This window comes from Selenomonas sp. ND2010, assembly GCF_000702005.1.
GTDB lineage: Bacteria > Bacillota > Negativicutes > Selenomonadales > Selenomonadaceae > Selenomonas_A.
The window spans coordinates 244,637-250,890 of record NZ_JNKI01000002.1; the positions used below are offsets into that span (position 1 = coordinate 244,637).

Consider the following 6,254-nt stretch of genomic DNA (forward strand, 5'->3'; position numbering starts at 1 on the left):
AATTTTTTGACAATTACTATTCATATAAATTCATTACACATAAGCTTTACTATAAACTCTATCTAAAGGAAAGCAATTCGAGCTAAGCTATGTTTTTTACTATTTATAATATAAAATTAAATATTTTATATTATTCAGATATATTGTAATCAAGTAATTATCGTATACAAAAAGTATTATATATATACACTCGATGTTAAGAGTCTACATCTCATATATTTTCCCGATGATATATAATCGATATTTTAAACATGCGATTTAACTCTTAGCTTTGGATTTAAATATATGTTATCTCCCAGTGTAGCAACATCATTAACTGCAATCGAGTTCTTCCAAAAAACATATGGCCAGGCAATTTGATCTCTACCGCTATCTGAAGTTACTAACTCTTCCCAAAGTTGATTAGTCAATTTTTTTGCTAGGTCTTTCTTCAAATCATACACAATCAAATTTCCTTCAATCATTCCATAGGATGAAGGAAATCCTTCTTTTTTATATTCTTCACTTTGTTTTTTTAATTTTGAATAATTCCCTTTATTTAATATCTTGCAAGCTTCAATCTCATCAAATAAACAATTTCTTGTACAATGTTTATGAAATGCTAGTCCCACTTTGTTATTAACTAACTCCGTCATAACTGACAAATCCGATATAATTGTGATATTTCCATCTACATAAATTGCATAATCGTAATCATTTTCAAATAACTCATATGGATGAAATTTAATATAACGATTAACCATTCCGCCATTATATTTCTTCACTACTTCTTGAGGTATATATTTACACATCCAAACATCATTTTCGCAATATACATCCGTATATTGTACATAATCTATATTATCCGGTTTTATATACGGACTAACTAATTTATCATAACCATTTGTAATACACGTATAAACTACTACTTTAGATTTTATACTGCCGAATTTCGCTAATTTCAGTTCTATGTCTGCAGGTAAATTTCTATTTACAAAATTTTGCTTTATTGCTGAAAATTTATTTCTTCTTAGCAACGACTTAATACCTTCCCATACACCGCGTTTTTTTAACTCAATTAATTTATATCCGCAGGTATATTCTGGACTATTCATAATTTCAATATAATCAGCATTTAACCGCTCAATTTCCTCAATTAGTTTATTTTCATCCATAATGCCCTCGTTTAATATTTACATTTTCCCAAAAATAACTTTAAAAAACATTTCGACATCACATATCTTGATACCACATCTAAATTTCTTACGTTTTAAAAGTTTAATCTTACTATAAAACGAGCTATCATATTCTTTCATACACAATAGAAAATCTTTTGATTCCTCTTTTAGACCATCCATCTTAATCAAGTTATTAGCCATATCTTTGCAAACCTTATATTTATCAAAAATCACATGTTTTTCTACACTAATTCTCTTTATAAAACCGTTACTTCCACCAGTAACACTTTTCGCCATTCTTCTATGTAATATTCCCGATTTGACATCTAAATAAACATTACCAAAAGCAAATGCACAAGAAGCTATAATAAAATCATGATCTGGATAAGTGACATATTGCATCTGTGATATCTGTATCCCTATATTTCTCAATTTGCGGGTAAATAGGAATGTACATCCTGCCAATCTAGGCCTCGCAAAATAGCATTCAATATTATTTTTCATGTTTTTTATATTATTTTCTCCTATTCTGCGACCTGTCTCATCAATTAACTTTAAACTCGAAGCATACAAAGCTACCTTTCCTAATTTCCTTATCACATTGACCGCATTTGCAATTTTATCCATTTCCCAAATATCGTCTTGATCTGCAAAAGCATAATAATCTGCCATTGGGCAATCAATCAATGCTTTCATAAAGCTTCGTTGATAGCCAAAATTTTCCCCTACATCTAGAATTATTTGTTTTGGATATTTTTTTATATACTTTTTTATAACGTCAACTGTTTTATCAATTGATCCATCATCTCGAATATATAACATTATTTCTATATTTTTTTGTTTTATAATACTTTCTATCTGAGCGCCTATATATTCAGAGCCATTATAAGTCGACATTACGACACAAACTTTTTCCATATACTTACCATATATATCTTATTTCTCTATATAACCTTTCCAACACGAATGAGGTTTAAAATGCCATTCATTAGGAATAATCATATCGCATATTTTTTTATCATTTATTTTTAAAAAATTTGATTTAACTATTGTTTCTTCTAAAATTCTTTTTTTTAAGGAGAAAACAGCTGCCGTTTTTTTATCGTTAAACATTTTAAATTTATTAGAATCGAATCCCATAATATCGCAAACCACTCGATCAAAAAGCAAATTATTATCAGAAAACAAAATAATGCCTAATTCTTTCGGTGAAGGCCCAACTGGTCCTTCCTTTTCTCCACCTATTATCATATCTCCAATTGTTATTATTTTTCGTTGAATATCATCATGCATCACACCATTTTTATCTGCGTGTAGGATAATATTATTAAGATCTACCACAGTGCGCCATATTGTATCATTTCCATACCAACTTCCTACACGATATTTATCTCCTGACAAAATAACTCGCATGACATATGAAATTTTCATCAAAACATCATTAATCTTAGACATTTTAATTTCACCTTTACGTGAATAATGGGTACGCTTCTCATTAAAATAACGCATCATATTATTCCATATGCTGTGTTTTTTATATGCATCACCTTGTTCTTTTTCGAAGTCTCCATCTATACGATGAGGTAGTGAAGCTTTTTCAAATGTTATCCCAACAAAGTTTTTACATCCTCCTGTTAACCCTGCCAATCGATGTGTTTTAGGTTTTGGAAGATTTATAATAACATCTGCTTCTAATGGCAACTGATTCACTTCATAAATATGATTACCTTTACCGTGATAACTTTCGGTTACATGTTGTTCATAGTCTTCAACCTTATATCTCGGATTTATATTATTTTTTTCTGCGTGCATGCTCATATCTTTTAAATTAATAAGTAAAGATTCAAGACCATTATTTGTCAATTTTGGCGGCAAAAAAACTCCTTTATACTTTCTTTCTACAGAGTATTTTCTAAGATCATATATTTCTAATTTAACTTTTTTCTTTTCATAAAATTCAAACAATCTGTCATATCCAGTTATTTTAAATAATGTGTCTAAGTCGCACCCTTGCATAGGTGCATCTGCAATAATGATTCTACCGCTACCTTTCAACGCAATCAACACATAATCAATAACTGCTCGTGCAATCGAAGGATTTGTAACCAAACAAGCCAAGTCATCATGAACTTTTTTATTTTTATTTTTATTTTCCACCCAATTCGGTTTTAGTAATACAGTATTATCTTTTTGTATATATTCACCTAATGGATTCCATGATTCTCTTCCAATATTCTCTTTATCTAATCCTAAAGTTATAAAACAATCTCGCACTAATTTATATGCTTTATTTTCATCCCGAGCGATCTCATTAGTCCATAAATACTCTGGATACAACACACTAGGGGAAAAAAAATCAACACTATTAGGATAAGATGTTGTGTTTTTTTCATATTGTATACCGACTCTAAACATTTCGTTTACCTCCTACACTCGGGGTAATAAAAACATATTCCCTAAAATCAAATCGTAATCATTATCACTAAACATCTCATATCCAGATCCAGAATAAAAAGTTATCTCACCAAAGTACGCTTTTTTATTTGTATAATATAAATCTACTCTAGCATGAGGAAAGTCCTCAGCTATTTTTTCAGCAATAGGCTGCAATATTTCAAACGCTTCTTTAGGATATTTAAAATCATCAGGATTCGGATATGTACAAGCAACATCGAGTCTATTTCCATCTCTATCATAAAGGACTCTTTTATGCTCAAAAAATCTGTCATAATCAACCCATTTCATTACTACTTTTCCATCAAAACAAAAAAATTTATAATCATCTAATCCTCGACCAGCTTGTCCGCTAGATTCTAATAATGGCTCACAAATTATACTACCTTTAACATTATCATATGCCCATTCGCGTCCCGCACTTTTGTTCAAGTGTTTCAACCAGTGTTCTAATTTTTTCCTTATTTTCTCTACATCCACACCAGCCTTTCTATCAAAGAAAAAATTTGTACCACTTCCATTAGTAGTTTTCAAAACGCATTTATCTGGCAGTTTATCAAAGTCAATTTCTCTGGCACTATTCCAATGTCCTATCGTTGGAATTATATATTTGTCAGTCTTTAATTTTTTTATTATATATTTTTTTACAGCAAACTTATCTACACAGTCTGTCATAATATCTTTTCGATAATACAATTTATACCACTGAATTTTTTCTGTATATGTTTTAGGATTATTAAGATTAAGAATTATTCCTGTGTGTAAAAAATATTGCAATTTTACCATGATACTATCAGGTATCCATTCCAAATAATGAAGAATTTTCATTCTCGTATTTTTACTTTTAATTATATTTTTATAATTCATCTTAGTATTCAGCCAACCTATTAATTTCTTTCATATAAGCATCAACTACTATGCTTCGATCAAATTGACTTTCCATTTTCTTCCGCCCGTTTAATCCCATCGTTACTTTGTCCGAATATGGTAATTCGATAAATTTCTTTATTACTTTAACCAGCGCAGTAACATTGCGAGGCTCGAAGATATAGCCGGTTTTGCCATCGTCTACAGTTTCCTTACATCCTAACCAGTTGGTAGTCAGCACCGGTCTACCCGTGGCTGCTGCTTCCAGGCAGACATTTGACATTCCCTCCATGTAAAAGGACGGATGAATAAGCGCATGCGATTCTTTCATAAAGCTATGTACATCCGGCTGCGCACCGTGGTAAATGATATCGCCCTGCTCGGCCCATTTCGCTACCTTTTCTTCATAACCAAATTCACAATTGCCAATCACATGAAACTCCGCCTGCGGATATTGTTTGCGAATAATCCGAGCCGCATCTACATATTCATGGATGCCTTTATCCTTCATGATTCGGGCTACAAAGAGGAATTTAGGAGGCTCATTCTCTGCCGGATATGGTTCCAATGTATTAGCTGCAAGATTCACCCCCGAGCCTGGAATTATCTCCGAACAAGGGAAGCCAATTCCTAAACGAATAAAGGTACTTCGATTCGTTTTGTTTTGAAAGAACACACAAGTAGCATGCTTCATTACTCGGCGATACAGAACTACTATAGTTTTCTGCAACATATTTTTATTATCAAAAACCACACCCAAGCCTGTGATATTAACCAAATATGGTATACGCAATAATCTTGCCGCCATCCCACCATAAATATTGGGCTTAATGGTATAGGTAAGCACACAGATAGGACGTTTTGCCTTCATCACACGAAAATATTTCATAAAAAGCGCCATTTCCTGAAAAGGATTCTTGCCATGGCGATTAACCGGGATTTCGATAACTTGACAACCAGCTTTTTGCTTATAGGGTAGCAATCTTTTCCCTGCGGGTGATACGATGATGACTTCATAATTCTCTGCCAGCAAGCCTTCAATAATCTCATTACGAAAATTTGCCAAATTCGTGGCAGCATTAACGATAATCATAACTTTACGATTGTGGCGTCGTCTCAATTTGTCATCCCCCGTCACACAGTTTCTTCTTTTTTATAGCAGATGAGTCCATAACCAAAGCTAATCAGGCAGCCAATGACAAAGCCAATCGCTGTGATTAGTTTCTTTCTAGGTGCCGCCGGCTTATCTTCATCGGGGAGATTTGCCGCATCGATGATTTGGATGTCCATGCTTTCCATGGCTTCCTGGATTTTGTCCTGTTCGCACTGCTGGACGAGACTGGTGTAGATTTGCTGTTTGATTTTCGCGTCGCTTTCGAGTTTGATGTAGTCCATGACGGCTTCTGGCAGCTGCGAGATTTCTGTTTCTTTCTCGGCTTTTTTCGCCTTAATGGCCGCTTCGCTGGCGCTGGCAGCACTAGCCTGTGCCTGAGCTACCGCCTGGTTCTTTAACAGTTCCATCTGAGCGCTGTTGAGGCTGGCGGCGTTGGAGTTCACGACGGCACCGACTTCATCGGATAACGACTGACTCAGCTGAGTCAGCTGACGCTGCGCTGCGATAACGGACGGATGATTGTCGGTATATTTCTGCCGCAGACCGACGAGTTCGACTTCCTTCGCGACAATCTGCGCACGGATGCTCTGGACGGTGCTGTTATCGTTGATGTTGTAGCTGGCAGCTCCGGCTTTCTGCTCCCCGAGTTTCTGGGTAGCGAC

General features: G+C 34.1%; 6 protein-coding genes. All 6 read right to left on the minus strand.

Annotated elements, in window-relative coordinates; genetic code table 11:
* Positions 1 to 245: 245 nt before the first annotated feature.
* Positions 246 to 1,154, minus strand: a complete 909-nt coding sequence (locus tag T504_RS0102765) for a glycosyltransferase domain-containing protein (RefSeq protein ID WP_033169501.1) — start codon at positions 1,152 to 1,154, stop codon at positions 246 to 248.
* A gap of 18 nt (positions 1,155 to 1,172) precedes the next feature.
* Entirely contained in the window at positions 1,173 to 2,075 is a 903-nt protein-coding gene (locus T504_RS13800; RefSeq protein ID WP_081823349.1) for a glycosyltransferase, read from the minus strand.
* An 18-nt stretch (positions 2,076 to 2,093) separates the two neighbouring features.
* A complete protein-coding gene (locus T504_RS0102775) occupies positions 2,094 to 3,572 on the minus strand; it encodes a DUF362 domain-containing protein (protein WP_033169502.1) in 1,479 nt (492 codons plus the stop codon).
* Positions 3,573 to 3,584: 12 nt separating this feature from the next.
* The gene (locus T504_RS0102780) at positions 3,585 to 4,478 is read right to left on the minus strand and encodes an ATP-grasp fold amidoligase family protein (protein ID WP_033169503.1); all 894 of its coding nucleotides are present in this window, start codon (positions 4,476 to 4,478) and stop codon (positions 3,585 to 3,587) included.
* A gap of 1 nt (position 4,479) precedes the next feature.
* Positions 4,480 to 5,616: a glycosyltransferase family 4 protein gene (locus T504_RS0102785; RefSeq protein WP_231473849.1), complete on the minus strand. Its 1,137-nt coding sequence runs from the start codon at positions 5,614 to 5,616 to the stop codon at positions 4,480 to 4,482.
* The coding region (locus tag T504_RS0102790) for a GNVR domain-containing protein (protein WP_033169505.1) at positions 5,613 to 6,254 on the minus strand (642 nt) is incomplete at its 5' end. The genes T504_RS0102790 and T504_RS0102785, both read right to left, overlap by 4 nt.

Coding starts and splice junctions, on each gene's coding strand:
- T504_RS0102765 (WP_033169501.1), bottom strand. CDS start 1,154: ATGGATGAAAATAAACTAATTGAGGAAATTGAGCGGTTAAATGCTGAT.
- T504_RS13800 (WP_081823349.1), bottom strand. CDS start 2,075: ATGGAAAAAGTTTGTGTCGTAATGTCGACTTATAATGGCTCTGAATAT.
- T504_RS0102775 (WP_033169502.1), bottom strand. CDS start 3,572: ATGTTTAGAGTCGGTATACAATATGAAAAAAACACAACATCTTATCCT.
- T504_RS0102780 (WP_033169503.1), bottom strand. CDS start 4,478: ATGAATTATAAAAATATAATTAAAAGTAAAAATACGAGAATGAAAATT.